Annotated in this window: 25 protein-coding genes and 1 rRNA gene; 14 read left to right on the top strand and 12 right to left on the bottom strand. The window is 62.2% G+C overall.

Annotated features, from left to right (window positions below):
* The 4 genes from BRA49_RS13530 to BRA49_RS13515 form a co-directional block, all read right to left on the bottom strand.
* A 16S ribosomal RNA gene (locus BRA49_RS13530) occupies positions 1–340 on the bottom strand; the annotation flags it as partial.
* 1,085 nt (positions 341–1,425) lie between these two features.
* Positions 1,426–2,160, bottom strand: coding sequence for a segregation/condensation protein A (locus tag BRA49_RS13525; RefSeq protein WP_292386654.1), 735 nt, complete (start codon positions 2,158–2,160; stop codon positions 1,426–1,428).
* On the bottom strand, positions 2,153–5,596 hold the full coding sequence (gene smc / locus BRA49_RS13520; RefSeq protein ID WP_292386653.1) for a chromosome segregation protein SMC: 3,444 nt from the start codon (positions 5,594–5,596) through the stop codon (positions 2,153–2,155). Before smc ends, BRA49_RS13525 begins: the two co-directional genes overlap by 8 nt.
* Before the next feature lie 18 nt (positions 5,597–5,614).
* Positions 5,615–6,259 (bottom strand): hypothetical protein, encoded by a 645-nt coding sequence (locus BRA49_RS13515; protein ID WP_292386651.1) that lies wholly within the window; start codon positions 6,257–6,259, stop codon positions 5,615–5,617.
* A 189-nt stretch (positions 6,260–6,448) separates the two neighbouring features.
* Here BRA49_RS13515 and glyA point away from each other — a divergent pair, with 189 nt between their 5' ends.
* From glyA to cofE, 4 genes are read left to right on the top strand one after another with little or no spacing between them, the layout of a single operon-like run.
* Complete coding sequence (gene glyA, locus BRA49_RS13510) at positions 6,449–7,720, top strand: serine hydroxymethyltransferase (RefSeq protein WP_292386669.1); 1,272 nt, start codon at positions 6,449–6,451, stop codon at positions 7,718–7,720.
* Entirely contained in the window at positions 7,717–8,562 is an 846-nt protein-coding gene (gene folD, locus BRA49_RS13505) for a bifunctional methylenetetrahydrofolate dehydrogenase/methenyltetrahydrofolate cyclohydrolase FolD (RefSeq protein WP_292386650.1), read from the top strand. The genes glyA and folD overlap by 4 nt, the downstream gene beginning before the upstream one ends.
* On the top strand, positions 8,544–9,353 hold the full coding sequence (gene folP, locus BRA49_RS13500) for a dihydropteroate synthase (RefSeq protein WP_292386649.1): 810 nt from the start codon (positions 8,544–8,546) through the stop codon (positions 9,351–9,353). Before folD ends, folP begins: the two co-directional genes overlap by 19 nt.
* Complete coding sequence (cofE, locus tag BRA49_RS13495; protein WP_292386648.1) at positions 9,350–10,156, top strand: coenzyme F420-0:L-glutamate ligase; 807 nt, start codon at positions 9,350–9,352, stop codon at positions 10,154–10,156. The genes folP and cofE overlap by 4 nt, the downstream gene beginning before the upstream one ends.
* Here cofE and cofC read toward each other — a convergent pair.
* Entirely contained in the window at positions 10,082–10,729 is a 648-nt protein-coding gene (gene cofC / locus BRA49_RS13490) for a 2-phospho-L-lactate guanylyltransferase (protein ID WP_292386647.1), read from the bottom strand. The two genes, cofE and cofC, sit on opposite strands and share 75 nt — an antisense overlap.
* Before the next feature lie 230 nt (positions 10,730–10,959).
* Between cofC and cofG the strand changes: the two genes are divergently transcribed.
* The 7 genes from cofG (at position 10,960) to BRA49_RS13455 (ending at position 16,965) form a co-directional block, all read left to right on the top strand.
* Positions 10,960–11,949, top strand: a complete 990-nt coding sequence (gene cofG / locus BRA49_RS13485; protein ID WP_292386646.1) for a 7,8-didemethyl-8-hydroxy-5-deazariboflavin synthase subunit CofG — start codon at positions 10,960–10,962, stop codon at positions 11,947–11,949.
* 47 nt (positions 11,950–11,996) lie between these two features.
* Entirely contained in the window at positions 11,997–12,722 is a 726-nt protein-coding gene (purC, locus tag BRA49_RS13480; RefSeq protein ID WP_292386645.1) for a phosphoribosylaminoimidazolesuccinocarboxamide synthase, read from the top strand.
* Positions 12,719–12,961: a phosphoribosylformylglycinamidine synthase subunit PurS gene (purS, locus tag BRA49_RS13475; RefSeq protein WP_292386644.1), complete on the top strand. Its 243-nt coding sequence runs from the start codon at positions 12,719–12,721 to the stop codon at positions 12,959–12,961. The genes purC and purS overlap by 4 nt, the downstream gene beginning before the upstream one ends.
* A 3-nt stretch (positions 12,962–12,964) precedes the next feature.
* The gene (gene purQ / locus BRA49_RS13470; protein WP_292386643.1) at positions 12,965–13,696 is read left to right on the top strand and encodes a phosphoribosylformylglycinamidine synthase I; all 732 of its coding nucleotides are present in this window, start codon (positions 12,965–12,967) and stop codon (positions 13,694–13,696) included.
* Positions 13,693–13,974, top strand: a complete 282-nt coding sequence (locus BRA49_RS13465; RefSeq protein ID WP_292386642.1) for a ferredoxin-thioredoxin reductase catalytic domain-containing protein — start codon at positions 13,693–13,695, stop codon at positions 13,972–13,974. Before purQ ends, BRA49_RS13465 begins: the two co-directional genes overlap by 4 nt.
* A gap of 223 nt (positions 13,975–14,197) precedes the next feature.
* The gene (locus tag BRA49_RS13460) at positions 14,198–15,376 is read left to right on the top strand and encodes a hypothetical protein (RefSeq protein ID WP_292386641.1); all 1,179 of its coding nucleotides are present in this window, start codon (positions 14,198–14,200) and stop codon (positions 15,374–15,376) included.
* A 302-nt stretch (positions 15,377–15,678) separates the two neighbouring features.
* The gene (locus BRA49_RS13455; RefSeq protein ID WP_292386639.1) at positions 15,679–16,965 is read left to right on the top strand and encodes a PAS domain S-box protein; all 1,287 of its coding nucleotides are present in this window, start codon (positions 15,679–15,681) and stop codon (positions 16,963–16,965) included.
* A gap of 8 nt (positions 16,966–16,973) precedes the next feature.
* Here BRA49_RS13455 and BRA49_RS13450 read toward each other — a convergent pair whose 3' ends face one another.
* Positions 16,974–17,759: an MBL fold metallo-hydrolase gene (locus BRA49_RS13450; RefSeq protein WP_292386638.1), complete on the bottom strand. Its 786-nt coding sequence runs from the start codon at positions 17,757–17,759 to the stop codon at positions 16,974–16,976.
* A 93-nt stretch (positions 17,760–17,852) separates the two neighbouring features.
* Here BRA49_RS13450 and BRA49_RS13445 point away from each other — a divergent pair, with 93 nt between their 5' ends.
* On the top strand, positions 17,853–19,184 hold the full coding sequence (locus BRA49_RS13445; protein ID WP_292386637.1) for a P-loop domain-containing protein: 1,332 nt from the start codon (positions 17,853–17,855) through the stop codon (positions 19,182–19,184).
* Between the two features lie 248 nt (positions 19,185–19,432).
* Here the strand turns inward: BRA49_RS13445 and BRA49_RS13440 are convergent, their stop codons facing one another.
* From BRA49_RS13440 to BRA49_RS13415, 6 genes are all read right to left on the bottom strand, one after another.
* Positions 19,433–19,687: a hypothetical protein gene (locus BRA49_RS13440; protein ID WP_292386636.1), complete on the bottom strand. Its 255-nt coding sequence runs from the start codon at positions 19,685–19,687 to the stop codon at positions 19,433–19,435.
* 198 nt (positions 19,688–19,885) lie between these two features.
* Positions 19,886–20,962, bottom strand: coding sequence for an ABC transporter ATP-binding protein (locus BRA49_RS13435; protein WP_292386635.1), 1,077 nt, complete (start codon positions 20,960–20,962; stop codon positions 19,886–19,888).
* Positions 20,963–20,967: 5 nt separating this feature from the next.
* Positions 20,968–21,669, bottom strand: coding sequence for an ABC transporter permease (locus BRA49_RS13430; RefSeq protein WP_292386634.1), 702 nt, complete (start codon positions 21,667–21,669; stop codon positions 20,968–20,970).
* Positions 21,670–21,726: 57 nt separating this feature from the next.
* A complete protein-coding gene (locus BRA49_RS13425; protein ID WP_292386633.1) occupies positions 21,727–22,653 on the bottom strand; it encodes a substrate-binding domain-containing protein in 927 nt (308 codons plus the stop codon).
* A gap of 149 nt (positions 22,654–22,802) precedes the next feature.
* A complete protein-coding gene (locus BRA49_RS13420) occupies positions 22,803–23,501 on the bottom strand; it encodes an ABC transporter substrate-binding protein (protein ID WP_292386632.1) in 699 nt (232 codons plus the stop codon).
* Positions 23,502–23,583: 82 nt separating this feature from the next.
* Positions 23,584–24,390 (bottom strand): uridylate kinase, encoded by an 807-nt coding sequence (locus BRA49_RS13415; RefSeq protein ID WP_292386631.1) that lies wholly within the window; start codon positions 24,388–24,390, stop codon positions 23,584–23,586.
* 92 nt (positions 24,391–24,482) lie between these two features.
* Here BRA49_RS13415 and BRA49_RS13410 point away from each other — a divergent pair, with 92 nt between their 5' ends.
* Both BRA49_RS13410 and BRA49_RS13405 read left to right on the top strand, forming a co-directional pair.
* Positions 24,483–24,719 carry a hypothetical protein gene (locus BRA49_RS13410; protein ID WP_292386630.1) on the top strand — a complete coding sequence of 79 codons (237 nt, stop codon included), beginning with the start codon at positions 24,483–24,485 and terminating at the stop codon, positions 24,717–24,719.
* A 49-nt stretch (positions 24,720–24,768) separates the two neighbouring features.
* Complete coding sequence (locus tag BRA49_RS13405; RefSeq protein WP_292386629.1) at positions 24,769–25,137, top strand: hypothetical protein; 369 nt, start codon at positions 24,769–24,771, stop codon at positions 25,135–25,137.
* Positions 25,138–25,155: the final 18 nt, after the last annotated feature.

Here is a 25,155-nt window from a genome sequence, read left to right as displayed (position 1 = left end):
TCGCGCCTGCTGCGCCCCGTAGGGCCTGGATTCGTGTCTCAGAATCCAACTCCGGGCTCTTGCTCCCACAACCCGTACCGATCACTGGCTTGTTGGGCCATTACCCCGACAACAACCTAATCGGCCGCAGATCCATCCTAAGGCGTCGGAACTTTCGGTTACAGGGCATTCCAGCACCCGTAACCTATAGGGTATTATCCCCAGTTTCCCGGAGTTATCCCCTTCCTTAGGTCAGGTTATCCACGTGTTACTGAGCAGTACGCCGAGGGCCGAACCCTCTCGACTCGCATGGCTTAATCGAACCCCGATAGCAGTGACCTCTGGCAGGATCAACCAGAATTTGGAAGTATGCACACTACTAAACTTGGGAGGAATTAGCGGTTACTGAACAAATTTCCGCATTGCCAATGCCAACGTCAGAATCAACCCGCGATTTGCGCGGTCGCGTTGATTCTCCATCAACAGGAAAACAATGTTTATTTCTGAAGTATTTAAACATTTGCTTCCTGCATCAGATTCGAGATTTGATGGCTCGAACCTTCATGTCCTTTTTGGATACAGGGAATCCGGCCCGAATCAGACCGGAGCACTTCACCTGCGCAGGAATTAACGTTTGTATCTCATTGCATATAAACGTTTTCATCCTGCTTCAGGATCCATCCCGGAAATTCAGAGTGAATTCCCGGTCCGATCGCAGAACCCGCCCAAGACATCATGTCTCGGGCGCCCCGTTTCACCAGAGCGAGGAAATAATGTTTGTATCGCATAGGATATAAACATTGTGTCCCCCCTTCAGGAGTCGAACCGGGAATTCATTGTATTCCCGACCCGAGCCAGGTAATCGCATTAAACGATTGCCGGAAAGGCCTTGTGAGAATACATATTGAACTTCCAGGCATATAAACATTGTCACCCGTATCAGACCCAAGCTGAAACTTGGGCCCTCATAACGGTTGAAGAGGGCAACAGACCAGACCACCCCGAGGGGCTGCACGGCCTGACACCCCGACAACACAGCCTTACAATGTTGTCGTCAATGCTATATAAACATTTCCCTGCCCCGTCGGATCCAAGCACCCGGCTCAGACCCCCATATGCGTCGGAAGCCCCCGACATTCTGCACCAGAATGCAGAATCAGGCGCGGGAATCACCTCCGACTTGACTATTACATGTTGCTCCCACCGACATATAAAGGTTTACCCCGGACCCGCACCCAGAACCGGCATCCGGCTGAGAATTCTTCCCGACTCACCATCGCATGGGCTCCAAAACGAGGTCCTGCTCCGGGAAAACCCCTCCGCGCGCAGCCTCCCGGATCCGGAAACGGGCACAATCCTTCGAGATATTTAAAAAAGAACCAGAATACTAACTTCACTGTGCCTGCCTGCCCCACCCCGGATCAGGCACGACCGGCCGCGCCGACTCTATCCAGAACCATTATCAGGGATATGGTCGCCGACATAGATCTCGCCGAAGAACTCGTCCTGCCAGATGGCAAGTTTTCCCTCGAGCATCAGGAAGAGAAGGGGGATGTACACCTCCCGCCGGGTCCGCCCCATTGCCCCGGAGAGGTCATCAAGCGTCAGGGGATCCCCGTCTCGTGCGGCTCGCCGGAATTCTTCCATCACGACCGCGACCGCCTTCTGGTACCCCTCGTCATGCGCTACCGCCACCACGTCCCCGGCACTGAGGTCGAGATCCGGCTCCCGGGCAACCGTTATCCGTCTCCTTTGCTTCCGGCGCTGCTCCTTCTCCGCCGTCTTGAGCTGCTTGATGAGCTCGTAGAGCGTGACCGGCGGGCGCTTTCGCAGGTTCTTCCTCCCAAGACGGCGTTGAATCTCACGCTCCAGACGGCCCATCGGCTCGCCCCCATCCCCGGGTTCAGCATCAAAATCAAGGTAGGCCAGAGGCTCCTCATCCTCATCGGAGATCAGGTCCTCCTCCTCATCGCCGTCCCACCCCTCAAGGTAATCCGACTTCAGGCGCAACAGACACGCGGCGTAAAAGAGTGTCCTCCCGGAGACCCGCAGGTCCAGTTCTTTGCGGCGGTCGAGCTCGGCAAGGAACCGGTCCGTCACATCGACGATATCGATGTTCCAGGGGTCGACCTCCCCCCGCTCGGCCATACCTACCAGGATCTCGACGGGTTCTTCATCCATTGTTCTGCACACCGGTCACGTAGGTGCTCTTGTCCGCGCGGATCGTCACGCCCACAATGCGGTCGGCGCGCTCGATCATCGGCTTCCTGAGCGAGACGATGATCGACTGCGCGTTCCCGGTGAGATCGCTGATCATGGCAGCAATCCTGCCGACATTGTTCCCATCCAGGAACATATCCACCTCATCCAGCGCGTAGAACGGCGCGGGCATATACTGCTGGATAGCGAAGATGAACGCAAGCGTGGTGAGCGACTTCTCGCCCCCGGAGAGCGAAGAGAGGAGGTGGACTTTCTTGTCGCGCGGCTGCACCGCAAACGTCATGCCGCCGGCAAACGGGTCCTCCTCATTCTCGAGGACCAGCCTGCCGCTCCCGTCGGTCAGCCGCGCGAAGATCTCCCGGAAGTTCGTATCTATCGCGCCAAACGCGGTCATGAAGGCATCGTACTTCATCTTCTCGTACCGCTCTATCCGGTCGAGAAGCAGTGTCCGCTCCCGGGAGAGGACCTCCTTCTTTGCGGTCCGCTCCTCAACACGCGCACCGACCCGGTCGCACTCCTCAATCGCGAGCATGTTTACCGCGCCGATCTTTTTCAACGCCCGCTCAGCCTCAGCAATCCCCGCATCGATGGCAGGGAGATCCAGATCGGTCTCCGCATCGCCAGCCTGCTCCCGGAGCGCCCCGAGTTCCGCGAGCAGCGAGTGTTCCCGCTCCGTGAGGGCGTCGATCTGCATCCTGGCCCGCTCCATCGCGCCCGAGAGTTCAAGAGCCTGCTGGTCCAGCACCCGGATCTCACCGAGGATGCGGTCCCGCTCTGCGTGAAGATCGGCCAGTTCGTCGGAAAACTCCTTCTGTCGCGCCTCGAGCACAACGATCAGGCGGCGCTGGTGCTCGATCTGCTCCTTCGCAGCAGCGATCTCGGCATCGATCTCCTGGTTCTTCGCCTCGAGGCGGCTCCGCTCGAGGGCGAGTTCTTCTGCGCGGTTCGCGAAGTGCTGCCGCTCGCGTTTGGCATCGGTGATATCGGCGTCCTTATTCCGGAGCCGGCGCTCAATATCCTCCACAGACTTGCGATAACCCTCATACTGCTCGGTGAGAGCAGGAATCTCGGTGTCATCGAGTTTCTTCTTCAGGTCGTCAACCTCTACCGAGAGTCGCGCGATCTCCCCGGCGGTCCGCTCGAGGTCCACTTCAAGCCGCGCAAGTTCCTCACCGCCGGTCTTCGCACCCTCGAGCATCTCCTCCAGGGTCGCTTCGAGGGTCTGTCTTTCCCCCGCAAGCACCTCGGTGCGCTTCCGGAACTCCTCGACAAGCATGCGGTAGCGGGCAACCTGTTCGTCGACCGCACTCCGCTCCGCCCGTTTCGCCTCTGCAGCCACAGCAAGGCGGCCGATAGACGCTTCTATCTCCCCCGCCTCGGCTTCGAGACCGGCAAGCGTCGCGCGGACCCGCATGATCTCGTCGTCGACCGCCACACCGAACCCGCGGACCTTCTTCCCCTGAGAGCCCCCGGTCATAGCGCCGCTCTTCTCGACAAAGTCCCCGTCAAGCGTGACCATCTTGTAGCGGCCCATCATCCGCCGCGCCCGCTCAAGGGTATCCACCACCACCGTCGCGCCGAAGACGACCCGGAACGCGCGGTCGAACGCCGGATCGAACTCGAGCAGGTCGACCGCGTAGCCGACGACGCCCGGGTCCGCCTCGAGCGGCGAGAGGATAAGGGGGCGGAGTTTGTTGAGCGGCAGGAACGTGACCCGCCCGAGACGGTTCTCCTTCAAGTAGCGGATAGCATCCGATGCCACCGCATCGGTATCGACGACCACCCAGCGGAGCCGGCCCATCGCCGCCACATCGAGCGCGGTCGCATACTCCTGCGGCGCCCGCCCGAGTTGCGCAACGGTGCCGTGGACACCCTCCATGCCAAGGACAGCGTCCATCGCTCTCCCGCCGGCATCGCCCTGCGCCTGCTGCTGCGCTTCAAGGCGCATCAGGCTCTGCTCGTTCTCCCGGATCTCCTTCTTCAACCGGTCAAGGGCTGAGCGCCGTGCAAAGAGCGTACTCTCGGCCTCGGAGAGTTCGCGCTCGATCCGGCGCTTCTCCACCTCGCAGTCGGCCATGCAGGAGGAGTAATCCGTGACCTGGGCCTGCTTGTTCTCCAGTTCCTCCACGATCTGGTGGATACGCGCATCCAGGCGTTCCCGCTCCGACGTTCGCATCCGGCTCTTCTCGATGAGGATATCCTGTTCGTGGAGAATCTTCGCCCGGAGTTCTTTTCTGCCCTCGAGGTCCTGCATCCGGGCGAAGAGCTGGTCCTTTATCCCTTCGACCTCCTTACTCTCGCTCGTTATGCGCGCTTCGACCGTCTTCAATCGCTCGTGCTGCGTCGAAAGTTCCATGGCGAGATTCGCCCGGTCGATCGAGAGGGTGCGGATCTGCGCGGCACACTCCTCGACCCTGGCCTCGGCACGCCGGTTGTCCATGTAGACCCGCTGGACCGCCTCGAGGTTCTCGTTCCGGTCGGCGTTCAGCCGCTCGATGGTTTTCTCGCCGACCTTGATCCCGCCCCGCGCCTCCTCGAGCCGTCCGACGAGTTCAAGATACTCGGGACCGCTCTTCTGGTTGATCTCTTCCTCGGCCGCACGCTGGCGCCCGCGTGCCGCTTCAAGGCTTGTGCCGAGAGCCTCGGCCTCGCCGGCGATGCGGCTCATCGTCGCCTGGTGGTCGAGCATCAGGTCGTGAAGGGTGCTGATCTCCTGCTCCTTCTGCCGGACGAGCGCCGCACCCCGGCACTGTTCGAGGCGTTCCAGTTCTCCCTGCAGCCGCCGGTACTCCACCGCCTGCTCACGCTCGTGCTGGAGCGCATCAAGCCTTGCCACCAGTTCCGAGAGAAGGATCTCTTCGCGCTCGATCCGTTCCCGCACCACCTCGAGTTCCGAGAACGCCTGTTCGCGCTTATGGTCGAACTCGGCGACACCCGCGATCTCATCGATGATTTTGCGCCGTTCGCCGTCGCTCATCTCCATGATGCGGGTGATATCGCCCTGCATCACGACGTTATAGCCCTCCGGTTTGATCCCGAGTTTCGCAAGGAACTCGACGACCTCGCCCTGCTTACAGAGGCGGTTGTTTAAGTAGTTGTAACTGTAGTATCCCGCCGGCGTCCGCTTGATCCGGCGGCGTATCGTCGTGCCGTCCGAAAGCGTGATCGTCACCTCGGCGGTGTTCTTCCCGGAGTTGACGTTGATCAGGTCGGTCAGCTTCTCGGCTCGCAGCCCCCGTGCCCCCGAGAGGGCCAGGACGAAGAGGATACTGTCGATGATATTGCTCTTCCCGGAACCATTCGGGCCTGAGACGACGGTGAATCCTTCGAAAAAAGGAATTTTAGTCTTTCTTGCGAAAGACTTGAAGTTGTCGATCTCAAGCTGCGTAATGTACAAGGATCAGGCTCCCTTTCACTACCGCTCAAGGTCGACCGTATCATCCTCTTCAGCCTGGATGACATCGTCAACGGAACGCTTCTTCTGTTCCACGAAGAGTGTCCGTTCGGACGTTTTGCCCCCTTTCCCCCGGCCCTTCACCGGGGCGTTCCCGAACCGGGCGCTGGCAACGATGTACTCCGAGGACCGCCTCGGTTCCGGCTTCAGTGTCCCGTCGTTCTGCATGATGAGATCCATCTCCCCGACATCGGGGGCGGGCGCCTCCGGCTGCTTCTCCACCGGGCGCGCGGGTGTGCGGGGTGCCGCGGTAGGCGACGGTGCCGCAGGTTCGGCACCGGCGCGAGGCTCCGCCCGAAGCGTGGTCGCGGCCTTTCTCTCTTCGGCCGCCACCGGCCTCCTCCGGCGCTCTTCCGTCTCCCGGGAGAGTTTCATCGCCACGGATTTGAGATCCAGGACCTCTTCCATCAGGCCTTTCACCAGGGCCTCGAGATCCCGCACCTTCCGTTCCAGGGCCTGCAGGCGCTCTTCCTCTGCCTCCGGATGCTCTCTTCCCACCGCCTCCGATACCGGCGGCTGGTCATAGACCTTCATCGTCTCCATCTCCTTCTCGCGCTCCGCGAGTTCTCGCTCCAGGAACCGTATCCTCGCATCCTTCTGAGCCATTGTCTCCCTCGAATTAATCCTTGATAATAATTACGTAATAATATTACTATGGATCTCTCGAAAAGAAGAACTATTACATTTTATCCGGGATGCAAGAGAGGAATAATCAGCGGCTGCCGGATAAGCACCCGTCACGAATAGATCATGCAAAAGAAAGCATATTACCTCGTCGGGGCAACCCATTTCTGCATGTCTCATCTGGCAAACTTCGATCCAGAAGTCGCGGGCCTCATCGAGAAAGAGCGCCTGCGTCAGGTCAACGGGTTGGAACTGATCGCCTCCGAGAACGTCGTAAGCATTGCAGTTCTCGAGGCGATGGGTTCTATCATGACCAATAAGTACGCCGAGGGCTACCCCGGCAAACGTTACTACGGAGGTTGCGAGTTCCATGACGTCGTGGAGAACCTGGCGCGCGACCGGATGTGCGAACTCTTCGGGGCGGAGCACGCGAACGTCCAGCCGCACTCGGGGAGCCAGGCAAACCAGGCGGTCTACTTCGCCTACCTCGGCTACAAAGACAAGATCATGAGCCAGAGCCTCACCCAGGGCGGCCACCTCTCCCACGGCTCGCCGGTCAACATCACCGGACGCTGGTACTCCATCTTCCACTACGGTGTCGACCACGAGACGGAGACACTCGACTACGCGGCTATCGAGGAGATGGCCCGGATCGTCAAGCCACAGATGATCGTCTGCGGTGCGAGCGCCTACCCGCGCGAGATCGACTTTAAGGCGTTCCAGGAGGTCGCCGATACCGTCGGCGCAAGGTGCATGGCCGACATCGCCCACATCGCCGGGCTCTGTGCAACCGGATACCACAACTCCCCGGTCGGGGTCGTCGACATCGTGACGACGACGACGCATAAGACCCTGCGCGGCCCCCGCGGCGGCGCCATCATGTGCAGCAAAGAGGATGCTGCCGCCATCGACAAGTCCATCTTCCCCGGCATGCAGGGCGGCCCCCTGATGCACACCATCGCCGCGAAGGCGGTCTGCTTCAAGGAGGCGCTGACCCCCGCGTATAAGGACTACTGCAGACAGGTCGTCAAGAACGCACGCACGATGGCCGAGGTCCTCGACCAGGAAGGGCTCGACCTCGTCTCCGGCGGCACCGACAACCACCTGATCCTCCTCGACCTGACTGGAGTCTCGGCGAACGGCGAGCACCTCACGGGTCTTGCGGCCGAGGTCGCGCTCGGCGAGGCGGGCATCACCGTGAACAAGAACACCATCCCCCGCGAACAACTCAGCCCCTTCGTGACGAGCGGTCTCAGGATCGGCACGCCGGCCGTCACCTCCCGCGGCATGAAAGAGGAGGAGATGAAGCAGATCGGTCACTGGATCGGCCGGGTCGTAAAGGATATCGCGAGAGACAAGACCTCGAAGAAGGCGATTACCGAAGTGAGGGAAGAGGTTATTGCCCTTGCGAGCAAGTATCCCCTCCACCCTGAAGTAGCATGATACTCGACGGTAAAGCAGTCTCGGAGAAGAGGCTCGAGATCCTCAAGGAGGAGATAGAAGAGTCCCGGCTCTACCCGCGCCTCGCAACCATCATCGTGGGCGAAGACCCGGGGTCGAAACTCTACGTCCGCATGAAGCACCGGGCGTGCGAGCGCGTCGGTATCGGGTCCGTCGGCATCGAACTCCCGGAGGACGCCTCCACCGAGCGGGTGCTTGAGACGGTCACGCGCCTCAACAACGACCCGGAGATCGACGGCATCCTGGTCCAGCTGCCGCTTCCCTCCGGGGTAGACACCACCCGGGTGATCAATGCGGTCGCACCCGGCAAAGACGTGGACGGATTCCACCCCTGCAACCTCGGAAGGCTTCTCGCCGGAACCCCGGTCTTTGCCCCCTGCACCCCGCAGGGAATCATGACGATTCTCGACGAGTACAAGATCCCGATCGCAGGAAAGCGGGCGGTCGTCGTCGGCCGGAGCATCGATGTGGGCAGGCCCATGGCCGCCCTGCTCCTGAACGCCGACGCAACCGTCACCATCTGCCACTCGAAGACAAGGAACCTTGAGGACGAGATGAGAAACGCCGATATCCTTGTCAGCGCGATTGGAAAGTTGAAATTTGTCGGAACGGATATGATCAAGGCCGGGGCGACGGTCATCGATGTCGGCATCAACTACGACGAGCAGGGCAAACTCCACGGCGACGTCGATTTTGAGGCGGTGCGCGACCGGGCGGGAGCGATAACCCCGGTCCCCGGCGGCGTCGGCCCCATGACGATCGCAACCCTGATGGAGAACACCTTTCTGGCGGCCAAGTTACGAACATGCGGCACTGTACGGTAAACCGCCTCCGGATCGGGGGCGGCGCCCCGGTTCGCCTGATGGGTGTCATCAACTGCAGCCCCGAATCGTTCTACCGGGGCTCCTACACCCCGACCGGGAGGCTCTACGATCGCGCCCTTGCCATGCGTAAAGCGGGCGCCGATATGATCGATATCGGGGCGCGGAGTACGGCCCCGGGCACGCTTCCCATAACCGTCGCCGAAGAGGCGGAACGGGTGGATGCGGCACTCGCCGAGTTTGACGGGACCGGGATCACCCTATCGGTGGATACCCGGCACCCTGAAGTGCTCGACGTCTGCCTCCGCCACGACATCCATGCGGTGAACGACATCTCCGGCCTTGCCGACGAGCGGTATGCGCGGGCGATCGCCGACTCCGGGCTGCCGGTCTTTGCGATGGCGAGTTTCAAGGAGCCCGGCGATGCCGTCGGTCTTGCCGCTACGCTCTCGGCGCTCGAGGCGGTTATAGCGCGGTGCGCGCGCTACGGGATCGATGAATACGTCCTCGATCCAGCAGTCGGGAGATGGGTCCCGGAGCGGACGAGCGAGGACGACTGGGAACTCTGTCGGAACTTCGGGGCGTTCTCGGCCTTCGAACGCCCGGTGCTCGCCGCGATATCGCGGAAGACGTTCATCGGGGATCTGCTTGAAAGAGAGCCCGAAGGGCGGCTCGCCGGTACGCTCGCGCTCACGATGGCGCTGGTAAGAGAGGGAGCAGCCGTCGTGCGGAGCCACGATGTCAGGGAGACCGCCGACCTCCTTCGGGTTTACGAGAAGATAAGGATAGCATGACAACACCATCATTTCACGTTTACGGCCTTGCGACACCCCTGGTTCGGACCGGTGACGATATGGCGACCCACATCCTTGCAGCCGCCGAACGCTCGGAGTCCCGGGGGGTTCAGGCGGGGGACATCGTGGTCGTTGCGGAGTCCGCCGTGGCCACCGCCGAAGGGCGGGTCGCACGACTGGCCGAGATCGAGCCCTCAGCAGAAGCGCTCCGGCTCGCTGAAGACTACCGGATGGACCCCCACCTCGTCGAGGTGGTGCTCCGGGAGAGCGACCGGGTTGTCGGGGGCATTCCCGGGTTCCTGCTCTGCATGAAGAACGGAACGCTCCTCCCGAACGCGGGGATCGACGCCTCCAACGCTCCGCCCGGCTCCGTCGTCCTCCTCCCCGCCGACCCGGATGCGTCCGCGCAGGGGATACGCGCAACGATTAGAGAGCGGTCGGGAGTGGACGTCGGCGTCATCGTTATCGACTCGCGGACGCACGCGATGCGTCTTGGGTGCAGCGGGGTTGCCATTGGGTGTTCAGGCATTCCCTCGGTTCTTGACGAGCGCGGGAAAAGCGATCTCTTCGGGCGCGAGCTCGAGGTGACCAAGCGGGCGGTGGCGGACTGTATCGCATCGGCCGCAGAACTCGTGATGGGAGAGGCGGGAGAGTGCGTCCCCGCGGCGGTGGTGCGGGGGATCGGGCTTCCCGTCGGCGACTACACCGGAGTCGCCACCATCGACGCTTCAGAGTGTCTCTTTATGGGCGTCGCGCTCCACACCGACCCGGCCCTTCTCGTCGATAACAAGAGAAAATCCTGAGTTCTCCAGGAACTCCCTGCTCTTCTTCCCTTTTCCGTGAATGAGGATCTCAACCAGGTCTTCCTTCTCGTCGATGTCGGTCGACATCCGAAACGAGTCGATCACATCGACGGAGAAGCCGCACTCCTCTGCAACCCGCAGGTGGTCGAGGAAACTTGCGCCGTAGAAGTCGGCGTGGAAGCACTTCGGCTTCTTCAAGAAGATGACGTTCGTCCCGCCGCCCCGGCCGGGCACGATGGACATATCCTTCTCGGTGCGGATCAGCCGCTGGATATCCCCGGCCGTCACCAGGGGAAGGTCGGCCATGATGAGGAGCGCCGGGCAGTGGAACTGCCCGAGCGCCCAGTTGATCGCCTCGTTCAGCGGCTCCTTCCTGACGGCAATGAGCGCGTTCTCGTGCTTGAAGGGGTGGGTGCAGAGCAGGGTGGCGCTGCACCCGGACTTCAGCACGGAGGCGATCACGTCTTCAAGCATCGCCCGGGCGAACGCCTCCCGCTCCTCCTGGTTGAGGATGCAGGAGAGGCGCGTCTTGGGGTTCGTGGGCTTAAAGGGAATGAGCGCGTGGAAGTACATCGTGAAACGGTTGTCGGGGCAGTATCAAAAAGGCATCGTTACGGTTGCGCGCCGGAGAACCCGGCCCGCCGTATGTACCAGCAGCATCCCTCGCGGCTGTCAGCAACGCCCGTCCGCGCGAAAGAATACGCGCTGGCAGCCGCGAGAGATCCGGCGAGGCTCCGGCCGGATTGCCCGTTCCGCGCGACCCTCTCCCGAAGGTTCATGTGCGGAAGTGCCGACATATACCCATGCACCGCCGCGTGATCACCTTTTCGAGGAACGCATTTCTCCCCCTGACAACGGTCTGCGCGAACCGTTGCGGCTACTGCTGTTTTCGGACCCCGGTGCAGGAGGGGTGCATCATGCCTCCCGGTGAGGCGATCCGGACCCTGGACGCGAGCGCAGCCATCGGTTGCACGGAGGCGCTCTTCACCTTCGGGGAGCGGCCGGGCGCGATGCCCGGTTTTACTCCCCTGCTCGGAAAACTCGGCTACGCGAATATCCTCGACTACGTCTACGACCTCTCGCTTGCGGCCGTACGAAGAGGCCTCCTGCCGCACACCAACGCCGGCATCCTTACCTATGAAGAACTCGACCGGCTCCGCGGGGTGAACGCGAGCATGGGGCTGATGCTCGAGACGACCGCAGACGTCGCCGCACACAGGGACTCTCCCGGAAAAGATCCGGCGATCCGGATCGAGATGATCGAGAACGCCGGAAGGCTCTCGATACCGTTTACGACCGGTATCCTGGTCGGGATCGGCGAGACGATGGAGGACCGCGAAGAGTCGCTCCGGGTCATCCGGGACCTCCATCGACGGTTCGGCCACATCCAGGAGGTGATCGTCCAGAACTTCTGCCCGAAGCCGGAGACACCGATGGCGGATGCGGCAGTACCCGGCACAAGTGAACTCTGCGCGACGATCTCTCTTGCCCGGGAACTCCTCCCGGCAGACGTCGCAGTGCAGATACCACCAAACCTCGCAGACGCTGCCCATCTGGTCAGGTGCGGCGTGAACGACCTCGGCGGGGTCTCCCCGCTCACCATCGACTACGTCAACCCCGAACATCCCTGGCCGCAGATCGACGAACTCAGGCTGGTGGCCGGAGACGCCGAACTCCGGGAGAGGCTCTGCATCTACCCGCAGTATATCGAGAAGGGGTGGTACTCCCCCCTGCTCGAACCCCTGATCCGGGACCTCGCCGGGAGGATCGCGGTACCCGGCCGGGGGGAGTGAGCATACCCTCATCATTTATCCCGACAACACCTATCAGGAGATTTGCCATGAAGCAGGTTGACCTCCTCTACACAGGGAAAGCAAAGTCCGTCTACCGCACTGACGACCCCGGCATATACATCATGAGGTTCCGGGACGACATAACGGCATTCGACGGCGGGAAGAAAGATACTCTGAGCGGCAAGGGGAGATACAACGCGGAAGTCTCCTCTTTCTTCTTCCGGTACCTGGAAGAGAACGGGATTCCGACCCACTACCTGGAAAGCGTCGAGCCCGCCACCTTCGCGGTGCGGAGCCTTGCGATGATCCCGCTTGAGGTGATCGTCAGGAACGTTGCGGCCGGGTCTCTCGTGCGCAACTACCCGTTCGACGAAGGACAGAGACTCGACCCGCCGGTGATCGTCATCGACTACAAGAGCGACGCTCACCATGACCCGATGTTAAACGACGACCTGATCTACGCGCTCGGCCTGGCTACCCCCGAGGAACTCGACCAGATCAAGGCTCTGGCACTCGCGACAAACGAGGTGCTCTCGGAGTACCTCGACGAACGCGGTATCACCCTGGTCGATTTCAAGCTCGAGTTCGGCCGCAACGACGATGAGATCGTCGTCGGCGACGAGATTAGCATGGACTCGATGCGGCTCTGGGACAAGGAGACCGCGGCGTCTCTCGACAAGGATGTATACCGTTTCAGTAAGGGAGATGTCATGGAGACCTACGCCGGCGTCGCAAAACGGATACTCGCCCCTCCACGAGAAGAATCTGCATGAGGTACATCGTCACCATCACCATTGCGCTCAAAGAGGGAATGCTGAATCCTGAAGCGCGTGTCATCCGGCACGCCCTCACGAACCTGGGGTTTCCGACCGAGGACCTGAGCACGGCGCGACTCTTCCGGGTCACGCTTGACGCAGCGGATGCTGCGGCGGCACGGGAGGAGGGCGCCCGGATGTGCGAGCGGCTCCTCGCAAACCCCGTCATCCACCACTACACGATTGAGGTCACGTGAGGCATGAGATTTGCTGTGGTGCAGTTCGGCGGCAGCAACTGCGACCGGGACGTCTACCACGTCCTCGCGGAGGTTTGCGGGGTCGATACGGACCTCGTCTGGTATAAGGACGGGCTGGCCCGCTCCTACGATGCCGTGGTGCTCCCCGGGGGGTTCTCGTACGGGGACTACCTCCGGGCGGGGGCCATCGCTGCCCGGAACCCAATCATGGCCGAGATCGTCAGGCACGCGAAAGACGGAGGGCTGGTCCTCGGGATCTGCAACGGTGCGCAGATAGGTTCGGAGGCTGGACTGGTCGACGGCACTTTCACGTTGAATGCTTACCCGAAGTTCATCTCACGACACGTTTATCTCCGCGTCGAGAACACCACCTCCCCGTTCACCGCTCTCTATCGGGAAGGGGAGGTCATCCGGGTCCCGATCGCCCATAAGGAGGGGCGGTACGTCGCCCCGGAGGACGTGATCGCGCGCCTCAACTGTGAGGGAAGGGTCGCGTTCCGGTTCTGCGACGAGCACGGCAACCCGACCCCGGAGAGCAACCCGAACGGGTCGACGAAGAACATCACCGGCGTCCTCTCGGAGGCCGGAAACGTGCTCGCGATGATGCCGCACCCCGAGCGGGCGAGCGAGGCTGTGCTCGGGTCGGTGGACGGGATCAAGATATTTAAGTCGATGATGACCTATATCGAACAACACGGGCACCGGCAAATGACACACCAGGAGTTTCTGCAATGAATGAGGATGGAATTGAAGAAGCACGGAGCAGGGCGAAGCAGCTCGCAAAGGAGAAAGGCTATATCCTGAATGTCGACGAGAGGCAGCTCGAAGCCGTTCTCCGCGGGCTCGCCCGGAACCAGGAACGGTATGGGGCGGGATACTGCCCCTGCAGGATCCGGAGCGGGGACCCCAAGAAAGATCAGACCATCATCTGCCCCTGCGTTCACCACGAGAAAGAGATCGAAGAAGAGGGGGCCTGCCACTGCAGGCTCTTCTTCAAGGGACCATCGGAATAGAACCCTTTTTGACACCGTCCACGGGGTCAAAGCCCCGTGGATGTTGCGCACATAACCTCCGATAGGCAGATCCATGCTGCGCAAAAGATCGCAACACCCCCTGCAGGACCGGCAGATCGCGTAGAAGGAGGGGCACCGATACGAGAGCGGATACTCCTTCGGCCGGTTGATTTTCGGGAGAATATAAAAACAAATATCTCTTTGGCTTTCAACCTGTAGGTGCATGGAAGGTGCGTGGCAGCCCGAAGCGCTCCGGACCAGGCGGCTTGAACAGCTCCGGGCTACTATGGACGATTATATCGAGAAGAATATCGCTCAGGTGGAAGGGAACCTGCCGGTCTTCTTCGGGCACGTCGCCACCACCCTCGACCGGACGTTCCCCGACCTGGACGACAGGTCATACGACGATTTCATCGATGCGACCACCCTCACGCTCCTCAACGCCACGCGCGAGATCCCTACGCCGGAGTTCCTGGAAAAGATCCTCCGGCACGCCATGGGGAACAAGCGACGGAGGAGAGGGCGGGCGACGCTTGACGTGGTTGCGGGCCTCAAACTGATCGATACCGGGAATTACCACCAGGCTGTTGAGTACCTGGCCCGTTACAGGAACTATGACGGGCGGGTCAATGCCGCAATTGCGTACAGTTACTACGCCCAGTCCCGCGCAACGAACCGGAAACCGGATCTTCGTCCCGATGATACGGAACTCCGGGCCCGTGAGGAGATGCTGACCCTCTGCCGCTCCCACGTCCCGCTCGACCGTCTCGGGGTCTTCGACCGGAAAGATGCCCGGCTGAACCTGATCTTCTGGTTCATGCTCGACCTGGCGTTCACCTGGTTCCCGGGCGAACCGGAACTCTACCGCATCGGCATCCTGCGGGCGAAGCAGGAGGCAGATATCGAGCGCCGGCAGCTCCTCCTTGCCCAGGCAACGGAGCGGTTCCCGGACGACATGCGGTTCCTGGCCGGGGCGTTTAACGTCCACATGGAGCAGCGCAACGGGAGCGATGCCGCTGCCGTCGTCAAGCAGATGATGCAGCAGTACCCTGAGGCCCATGAGCCGATCTACTTCGGGCTGAAACTTGCGATCCTCGGGTTACAGCCGGCATCCTACGCCAGTTTCCGGAAACTCGCAATCTTGAAGCAGTTTCCCCGGCACCTGCTTCTGATGCTTGATGCCGTGCTCGAGGTGATGTGTAACCGTAAGACTGAGAGCTATCTCTGCTTTGAAGAAGCAAAGAAGGCTTCCGCCGCGCGGGACTATTACATTACGACGCTTGAGTACACCCTCCGTGACTTCATCGAAGGGGATGACGACCGGGCAAAACGGGCGAGATCTGTTTTCTTCACCAGCATCGACCAGTACTGCATGCACATCCTGAAGATCGGGGAAGACTGAGAGACTTCACACCAAAACGATCCCCGGACCAGATAATGCGCAGGCCCCCGCATCGTTCTTGATACACTCCAGGGTGAACCCGGGAACTCACCTTCCCTCAAAACCCCGGCTCCGCAATCGCCAACTGCCTCCCGCCGATGTGTTTATTCGCGGCAACGCCCCGGGATACTCACTAAAATGACTGATCGACCAGATAGAGTGGAAAGCCATAGCGATGAATATATCTACCCTGGCAGGCAAAACCACCTACGGAGAGCGTGTTGGAGCCGGAATATGCAGATACGCGGGGAGGATCGGCCGCAATGACAGGAAACAATACAATGCAGGGTACCGGCGGGAAAACAGCCGGCACAAACGCCGTCCGGGAGTCGTCTCGCCTTCTCCCGGAGATCTACCTCTCGATCCTCCATGAAGTACCGGATGGACTCGTTCTGGTGGACGGTGAGAGCAGATGCCGGTACGTGAGCCCGGCGTTTACCAGGATCACCGGGTATACCCGGGAGGAGGTCCCGGATATGCATGTATGGTTCGAACGGGCCCACCCGAACCCGGCATACCGGCGAAATGTGCAGGATAGGGCACAGAAACTGTTCCGGGGAGAAGAGAGCACCCTGGTCGCCAGCGTGGTCTGCAGGAACGAGAAGGTGCGCGATCTCGAGTTCCGTCGAGCGCCGGTCGAGGGCGGTTTCAGCCTGCTTGCCGTCCGGGACGTCACCAAGCAGGTCCTGATCGAAGAATGTCTCCGGCAGACCACATCTGAGTTGACCGCGGTGATCGAGGCCTTTCCCGACCTTTTCCTCCGGCTGAACGCCGACGGCACGATCCTCGAATCCAGGGCCGGTACGCTCGCGGAGGTGCCGCTTGCGCTCCGGACGCTTCTCGGGCGGCGAGTGCAGGACCTGCTCCCGGCGGAGATCGGAGAGGCCCTTGGCGATGCGCTGCAGCAGGTCGTCCGGACAGGTCTGCCTGCCGCGCCGCTGGAGTTCAGCCACGCTGAAGCCGGGGTGAACCGGCACTACGAAGCCCGCGTTGTGCCGCTGTATGAGACACTTGTTATAGCCGTCGTCAGAGATATCACGGAGCGGAAGAAGGCGGAGCAGGAACTGCACCGTTACCGCGAGCACCTGGAGGAACTCGTCGCCGAGCGGACCGCCGAACTCGAGCGTACGAACCAGCGACTCCAGCGACTCCTCTACTTTATCGAGATGACCGAGCGGAAGGCCGTCGAGGAGTGGCTGGACTCCTCGATCGAACAGGGCACCCTGAACGTGGCTGAGCCCGAAGAGGGGAGAATCACCACCGATGCCGCCGGGACAATCGTCCTCGTGAACCGTGTAGTTGAGCTCCTGACCGGTTACGCAGAGAGCGAACTGGCCGGGAAGCCGATATGGCACCTCTTCTCAGGTGAGGCTATCCGGGAGGCCCTCTCCCGGGGGGTTCTCGGAGAGGGCAGGTCTGTAGAGCGCACACAAGAGACGGCGCTCGTGAGAAAGGATGATTCCAACCAGCCGGTCCGCATCTCCGCCGATCCGATCGCCGATGCCTCAGGTGCCGTGATCGGCATGGTCTGCACGATCCGGAGAGCGTGAGCGGCCTCTTAGAGCCGAAATCCGTAGGACTCCGGGTGCACCTCTCCCGGGTCCTGGGGGGCGACGGTGATCCCGACCTGGTCGGAGTAGAACCCGAGTCCTTCGAGCGCGGAGAGGAGCACCCTCTCCGGCGTGTTGTTGACCTCGCTGACGTGAGCGAGCACCGCCATGTGAATGTGATCGGCGAGCCTCTGCAGGCAGCGGGCGGCGTCGGGGTTCGAGAGGTGCCCGCGTTTCGACCGGATCCGGCTCTTTAAGTATGCGGGGTACGGGCCGTTTTCAAGCATCTCGGGACAGTGGTTGCTCTCGAGAAGGACGGCGTCGCAGGATGCGAACCGGTCGAACATGGGGGTGGTGACGGTGCCCGTATCGGTGCAGCACCCGATACGGAGGTCGCCTTCGGTGACACAGAACCCACAGGGCTCCCGGGCGTCGTGGGAGGCGGCAAAGGGCTCGACCGAGAAGTCGCCCATAGAGAACGATTCGCCGCACCGACAGCGTCTGACCTCTGCCGACGTCGCGCCGCATTTTTCATTGAACGCCTCGAGCGTGCCGCCGGTCGCGTAGATGGGCACGCCGAGCCTCCTTGCCAGGACGTCGACACCGCGGATGTGGTCGATATGCTCGTGGGTGACAAGAATCCCCGCGATAAGCGACGGATCCCCACCGGCGTCCGAGAGGCGGCGAAGGGTCTCACGCGCCGAGAGCCCCGCGTCGATGAGCAGCGCACCCTGCTCCCCTCGCAGATAGGTGCAGTTTCCTTTGCTCCCGCTGGCGAGGACGATCAATTCCATTGTAGAAATGGTGGGCCGTGCGGATATTTAAGACCAGGGAAGGTGTGCACAAAAAGCCTTGGGATCCGGGATACCATCATCTGGTGAGACGGGATGAGCGGAACGGAGGGTTCCTGGCAGGGGCAGGTTCACCGGATCGTCGCGGGTATCGGGGACGGCCGGGCACGCATCGATCGGGGTGTGGTGCGGGACCTCGTCAACACCTACCTTGTCCGGTCGCTGGATATGACAGCGCTCCGGTTCAGCATCCCGGTCCTGCTCCGGGCACGCCCGGGCGCGTCCGGTCCGGGCGCCGACGGGGCTGCCGGGGTCATCATTGAGGCGATCAAGGCGGCGGTCCCGGCGGAGCGGGATCTTTACCCGATCGCCGGGACCGGGACGGAGCATCCCCGCCACTGCCTGCCGAACGTGGAGCCGGTCACGCTGATCGCGTCAGGGAGTGCCGTCGGGACCGGCCTCTGGCGGCCGGACGATGGGAACCGGATCGACGATGCCGGGGTCCATCTCGTCATCAGGGGCGCCCTCCCCTACCCCGGCCCGCCGGCGCCGGCTGCGGCGAGGGAGGTTGAGGAACGACTCGGGGCGCTCATCGAGGCCCTCGACCGTGTCGTGCGCCGGGTGCCGGAGCAGACCCTCGCGGCAGCGCGGGCTCTCTCCGTCGACCAGAAGGTGCTCCGGCGCGTCCTCCCCGGGATGGGGCTCGTCGCGTTCATCGCCGACGGCACGCGGCCCGCCCGCAACTTCACCCCGCTCCGGTGCCACCACCGCATTTCGGGCCCAAAGGAGGGGGTGCACGTCCCCTTCTGCTGCCCGCCGGAACTCGACCCGGTCGAGGTGGAACTCGCCGGGAGCGGCAGGATCGCAACTGGCCTCGGGCTCCGGCGCCGGGAGGTCTTCGCGGTCGCCGGCTCGAACGCCGAAGGGAAGAGCACCATCCTCCATGCGCTCATCGCCGGGCAGGACGACCACGCCGCCGGGGACGGGAGGGAACTCCTCGTCAGCGTCAACGGGGTCGCCCGGGCGGAGGCGGGCGAGCGCTACCTCGCCGGAGCGGACGTCAGCCTCTTCTTCGCGAGCCTCCCGCCGGGGCTTGCGGGCGCGCCCCGGGCGGCATTCGGCCGGGGGAGCGGCTCGCTCGTGATGGCAGAGGAGTTCCAGGCCGCGGTCCGGGCGGCGGCCCCGCTCCTCATCCTCGACGAGGACCGTTCCGCGACGAACCTCCTGGTGCCGGGCTGCCTCCAGAGCGGGGAGGTGACGCCCCTTGCTACCCTGCTCGCCACCCGGCGGGAGGCGCTCGGCGAGACGGGCATGCAACTCCCCTCGCACCTGACGGTGCTCGAGCTCCGTTCCCGGGGGAACTTCGCACTTCGCTGCCTCGTCGCTCGATATCCTGATCGCGCAGGCCGACCGGATCCTGCAGCTTGAGGGGCACGAGGCGCGGTCGCTCGACCGCCGGGAGTTCCGGCGGCGGCTTGATGCGCACCTTGCCGAGGTGCGGGAGCACCTGGCGGAGGACGACGCTCTTTCCTGAGGGTGACGCGGGCACGGCGCCGGGTGCCGGCACGGTGATGGTATCCCTGCAGGACTATGGGGAAGACTCCCTGGATAGCTGGTTTAGTTCGATTATACTCCGATGAAAACAGACAATTGTGCCGGGGTATACTCCAACGAAATCATGTGGCCCCGGTCCTCGACCTCCTGACCGCCGTATCGTTCCGGTTCCTAGAGGATGAGAGAAAACTTGCGGAGAACCTCGTTTCCTGGAACTCAAGAAACAGGACCATGAGGTCTACTACCGGAAGAAGCAGGGCGAGGTAGATTTCGTCGTCAAACATCCCCACCGGTCGCTCTCGGCGATCGACGTCTCGTATACGGATACCCTCCCCGCCCCGGAAGAGAAGGCGCTGCTTGAGTTTGCAGACCTCCATAGTTCCCAGGTGCGGAGTGCATCCTTCTCACGAAAGACATGGAGAAGACGGACGGGGCGGTCAGGTATGTCCCGCTCTGGAAGTGGCTGCTTGGCGCTGATTGAGCGGGCGGAAGCGACTTGAAGTGTTTGAGAGCCGGCTCCGGGCGCCGGGTGGTAGCGGTGGCGGCGAAGGTGCCCGCCGTGCGATGCCGCCCCCTCACTCCTGCTGGACGGCGTGGACCGACTCCGGCGCGAACGAGACCCTGACGCGGCTGCCTTCGCGTATCCCCAAGTCGTCCACCACCTTCCAGGCGAGAACGGACGAGAGGGCGAACCCGCAGTCGACCGTCACCCTGCTGAACGGGCCGCGGGGGACGATGGAGGCAACGGTGCCAGGAAGGGCGTTTCTGCCGGGCGCGGCCATCGCGGCGTCCGCCGGGGCGATCCGGATGTCCTCCGACCGGATACAGAGGGAGACCCGCTCTCCCGGGCCGGGGAGCGCCGCGGCCCGGATCCGGACGCCGCCGGCAACGACTACGGCGTTGCCGTTCTCCCCGACGACGACGCCGTCGACGATGTTCTCGATCCCGACGAACCGGGCGACGTCCCGGCTTGCCGGGATGGTGAAGACCTCCCGCGGGGTTCCCACCTGCGCGAAGACACCGTTCATCAGCACCCCGATCCGGTGGGCGAGCCGCTGACCCTGGTACATATCGTGGGTGGAGAAGAGGATCGTCGTGCCGAGATCGCGGTTGATCCGGACGACCAGGTCCTCGATCGTCGCCACCGAGACCGGGTCGAGGTTCGCCGTCGGTTCATCCATGAGGAGGATCGCGGGCTCGATTACCATCGCCCGGGCAAGGGCCACCCGTTGCATCTCCCCGCCCGAGAGCGTCCGGGCCCGCCGCTCCTCGTAGCCGGCGAGACCGACCATCTCGAGGGCCTCCTCGACCTTCTCCCGGATCGCCGCCTCCCTCGCTCTCCTGAACCGGAGCCCGACAGCGATGTTCTCCGCGACCGTCGTGTTGAAGACCGCCGGCTTCTGGAAGACCATCCCCATCATCCGGCGGATGGAAAGACTTCTCTCCGTCTCCGCGTGGATATCAGTGCCCCTGACCCGGATCGCTCCCCCCGTCGGGGTGTCGAGGAGATCGATGAGACGCAGCAGGGTCGACTTCCCGGCACCGGAGGGGCCGATGACGGCAAAGATCTCCCCCCGCTCGATCCGTCCGGTGACGCCGGCAAGCACCTCCTTGCTGTCGAACGCTTTTCTGACGCCTTCAAGTTCAATCATGGGTTCTACCTGTGCTGCACTGTGGTTATGACAAGATTGACGGCGAGGGCAATGAGGAGGAGGAGGATCCCAAGCGCAATCGACTCGGAGATGTTGCCCATCGAGGTCTCAAGCGATATCGCAGTCGTCAGCACCCGGGTCGAACTTGCAAACGACGACGCCATGATGTTGCCGCCGACGAGAATCGCCGCCCCGACCTCGGATATCGCCCGTCCAAACCCGACCGCGACGGCCGCGAGGATCGCAAACCGGGCTTCCTTCATGACGTTTGCAAGGAACTGGAGGTGCGTCGCGCCGAGCGAGCGGAGGGTGTCCCTGATGACCGGGTCAACCCCGGAGAGCGCCGAGATAGTGAGCCCGGTCATGATCGGCAGGACGAGGACCGTCTGCGCGATGACCATGGCGGTCGGGGTGAAGAGCAGCCGCATAAAGCCAAACGGCCCGACCCGGGATATGAACAGGAATATGAGCAGCCCGACGACGACCGTCGGTAGAGAGTAGAGTGTCTGGATCAGGTTAATGAGGCTCTTCCTGCCCGGAAAGGTGCCGAAATAGATCGCAGCGCCGAGCGGAACGGCGACCAGGCCGGCAAGAACGGTTGCGGTGAGCGAGATCGTGATACTCCGAAGAGCGATGGCCATCACGTCGGCATCGAGCGTGACGATGAGCCGTGCCGCCTCCAGGAATCCCTCGACGATCTCGTACATGTTCTTGCCCTAATTGTGGTTCGCAGGCGGCAAAAAGGGGTGGGATTGGTGACCGGATCAGGCGATCGGGTCCTTCACTTCAGCCTCGGTCACGCCGATCTTCTCCCAGTCGTCCCCTGCAGCGTAGAAGAGGGGCTGGCCGTACTTGTCGACGCCGAAAGAGGCGATCTCCTTCTGGATATCGTCGGAGATCACGAAGTTGACCCAGTCCTTCGCGACGGTGCTGTTGATATCGGGGAACTTCTCCGGGTTGATCTGCATCGCCGAGTAGACGTTGAGCAGGATATCGCCCTCGTCCACGATCGTCACGAGGTCGAGATCGCCCTTGTAGGCGAGATAGGTCCCGATGTCGGAGAGGGTGTAGGCCTCCTTCTCGTTTGCCATCTCAAGGGTCGCGCCCATGCCCGTCCCGGCCTCCTGGTACCAGTCGCCGGAACCCTTTACCTCTGTCGTGTAGTTGAACCCGGCGGCCTTCCAGATGGCCTGCTCTTTGGAGTGCGTGCCCGATGCGTCGCCGCGGGAGACGAAGGTCACGTTCGCGTCGCCGGCCGTTCCCTTCTCGCGGATGGCGGTGAAGGCTGCTTCAGGGGTCATGTTCGCGACACCCGCCGGGTCGGACTCAGGTCCGACGAGGACGAAGTAGTTGTAGGCGAATACGCGCCGGTTGGTCCCGTAGCCATCGGCAAGGAAGGTGTCTTCACGTGCACGGTCGTGGACCATCATGACGTCCACGTCGCCCCGCTGCCCGTACTCGAGCGCCTTGCCGGTCCCGGCGGAGATGATCAGCACCTCGGCGTTGTACTGTTCCTCGAAGATCGGGGTGAGGTGGTCGAGGAGTTTGGTGTCATAGAGGCTCGTCGTCGTGGCGATACGGAGTTGCTGCTTCTCATCAGGGACCGGGTCAGTTGTCGTCCCGGTACAGCCGCAGATGAACAGGAGAGCGACCATGACGGCCGCAACGGCGAAAAGAGTTCGTCTAACCATAATTATCAAACAAACTATCGGAATACTCGTAATTAAATATAATGGATTTACTTTGAAGATCGGTTTATCAACTTTATCTGATTGACAAACGGGCCGGGTAAACTAATATGGGCAAGTCGGGGAGGCATGGCCACCCCATCCGGTTACCGTCACCCGACCACGATATCATGGTAGGTGTCGCCGTCAGCCTCGACGAAGAGGACGGCATTCCCTCCGATGAAGGCGGGTTTGGGGAATTTCCGGAGGGTGACGGTGCCTTCGCTGACCGCAGCGCCTTCGCGGGTCGAGACACGGTCGACGCCTGAGGCGAGGATCGCCGCGACCGTCTGGACGCCCCGGAGGTCCCGGGTCGTTCCCTTCTGGACGAACCGGCCGTCGTTCCCTGATGCTGCGAGCCCGACGCCGGCAAGCGCGCCGATCACGCCGTCCTCGGTGCCGCCGAGCCCCTCGAGGAGGATTCCTGCCCCGCGGGCGAGCGCGCGCGCCTCTTCCTGCGTCACGAGGCTCGCCTTTGCCGAGAGCCCGAAACGGGAGACCTCGCTCCCGACAGCAGAGCCGGCGGCAACGCAGATGCCGGGATCGCTCCCCTCGATAAAGTCGGCGAGCATCAGTTCCTTTGCCGCCGCAAAGACGTCGGCCGCGGCCCCGTTCTCCGCTTCCTGGATGTGGATGACCGCGGAGCTGTTATGCGAGGTGTAGGGGACAGCGGGGTGGACGAAGAGCTGGTGCCGGGTCACTCCCGTTACCGTGTATCTCCTGGCGAGTTCTGCTGCAATCGTGCGTGCGAGCCGTCCGGTTCCCCGGGACTCGCGGGTGTCGGTGTCGTCGATGCCGAGATAGATGGTCATGGGATCGCTTGCTGTACTGATCCACCCACAATACTAAATAAGACTTCTTCGAGGTCAATGAAAAAATGTTGATTTCGGGGATTCAGGCGCGGATCAGGGTGCCGACCCGCTCCCCGTTGATGGCCTTTGTAATATTGCCGGGGACGTGGGCGTTCACCACCTTGATCTCTCTGACGTGGACGGCATCCCGGAGCAGTTCGACCGCCATCGGTTCGAGCACCACATCCTCCATCTCCATCTCCAGGAGTTCATCGGCCGTAATCTCAGGGATGAACTCGGCGTCGGGATTCACAAACGGGTTCTCGGCATAAAGGCCGTCTACATTCTTCCCGAGGATGCAGTTCTTCCCGCCGACTACCTCGGCCATCAGGAAGGCGCCGGTGTCGGTCCGGTGCGGGGGAATGCTCCCGAGTTTCGGGGGGTGCTCGTAGAGCCCGTAGGGTGGGGTGCCCTGGACGACCGGGAGCATCCCGAGGGATATGAGCGAGGGGAGGTTTAAGAGATCGTCAGTGTGGATCCGGGTGCCGTTGTACTTCGAGAAGAGGATAGACATCATGATCGCGTTCTGCTCGCTGATCTTGCCCGCGAGTTCGGCCAGCACCCCCGTCGGCATGCCGAGGTCAATCCCGACGTCGAGGATGTGCCGCACCCGGGCGCCGCCGCCGGTGGCGACCAGGATCTTATTGTTTCGGGAGAGTTCCCCGATCTCCTCCACCAGCGGGTGGACAACCTTCCGCCCGTAGTCGATGACGCCGTGGCCGCCGATCTTGATAACGTTCAGGTCGGGCATGATCCTGATCTGCCGGACACCTTCGGTCTCGCGGAGCAGACCGCGCCGGACAAGGCTTTCACCCTTGAGCTTCGATCCCATCTCAAATCGTTCTGCCATAAAACACCACTCAATTCAGGTATGGAGGAAAACATTAAGTATCTTTGTGAGCTACCAGCAGGTATACCAGCTGGTATGAGGTGAAGAGAAGTATGAAGATCTATGCACGTGAACGCCAGAAAGTCGGCACCGGCGTGAAACAGCCGCGGTTCCGCGTCGTCGCCGTCGTCGAAGAGAAGGGCGAAGATAAGCACCTGAAGGTAGAGAGCACCCACTTCCGCAAAACCGAACTCGAGCAGATCGCCAAAGACATCGGCGCCGAGATCACCTACCTCGAGGAGATGCCCGAAGAAGAGCGGGGCGAGATGAAGGCGGAAGCGGCAGCGTAACCAGACCGGCTTCCTTTTTTCCTCACAACAACCAAACTTTCGCGATCGGATGTCCACACACGAGCATGACGATATCTTTGAGGCGGCAGCACAGATCCTCCTCGAGGAGGATCGGTGCGTAACCATCGGTTTTTACCCGGGCGGCATCGCCATACGTTTTCCCACCACCCGAAAACTTGCCGAGCATCTCGGGATCCCCCACTACTACGTCCTCCCCCGGTTCGGTGAGATGGAGCACGACGGGCTGATCCGCCGGGTTGAGCGGGTCGGGATCTCCACCACGGCCGCGGGGACAGAATGTCTTCTCGCGATCATGGCGGACCGGTATCGGGAGCGCGCCGAAGAGGTTCTCGATGCAGAGATCCTCTCCGCGCTCCAGGCCCGTGCGGGCGCACCGGGCGGCGGTGGGTCCGGGTAGCAGCAGGAGGGGTTAACT

Origin of the sequence: Methanoculleus sp. UBA430, assembly GCF_002506585.1 — an archaeon.
Classification (GTDB): Archaea; Halobacteriota; Methanomicrobia; order Methanomicrobiales; family Methanoculleaceae; genus Methanoculleus.
The sequence above is the reverse complement of the archived record's forward strand: the minus strand, read 5'-3'. Positions and strand labels throughout refer to the sequence as shown.